Origin of the sequence: Mesorhizobium sp. M8A.F.Ca.ET.208.01.1.1, assembly GCF_004791315.1 — a bacterium.
In the GTDB taxonomy this organism is placed as follows: Bacteria; Pseudomonadota; Alphaproteobacteria; order Rhizobiales; family Rhizobiaceae; genus Mesorhizobium.
In genome coordinates, this window is the sequence record NZ_SRUT01000365.1 from 1 (window position 1) to 289 (window position 289).

Genomic DNA, 289 nt, shown 5'->3' on the forward strand with positions numbered 1-289 from the left:
TCGCCTTTGAAGGCAAAGTCCTGCAGGCCGCGCGAAGCGCCTTGTCCCAGCCATTGCGTCAGCTTGTCGAGTGAGGGCGATGTGGCCGAGACCTGGCCCTTGAACGTGCCGGCGCCCCCGGCAACGCCGTTTATGCTGCCTTCGAGGTATTTGGAGGAAACCGAAAGGCTGATCGGCCCGGACGCATCGGCGACCGAGGCGCGGCCAAGAAAAGATGCGGGCGCGATCTGGGACTTGAACGCAACGGCCTGTCCCCGCCAGGCGAGCTTGCCTGTCAAATCGATCGGTT

At 63.7% G+C, this 289-nt stretch carries 1 pseudogene; it reads right to left on the reverse strand.

From position 1 onward, the window contains the following. A pseudogene (locus EN851_RS36695) lies at positions 1 to 289 on the reverse strand (hypothetical protein); the annotation flags it as partial.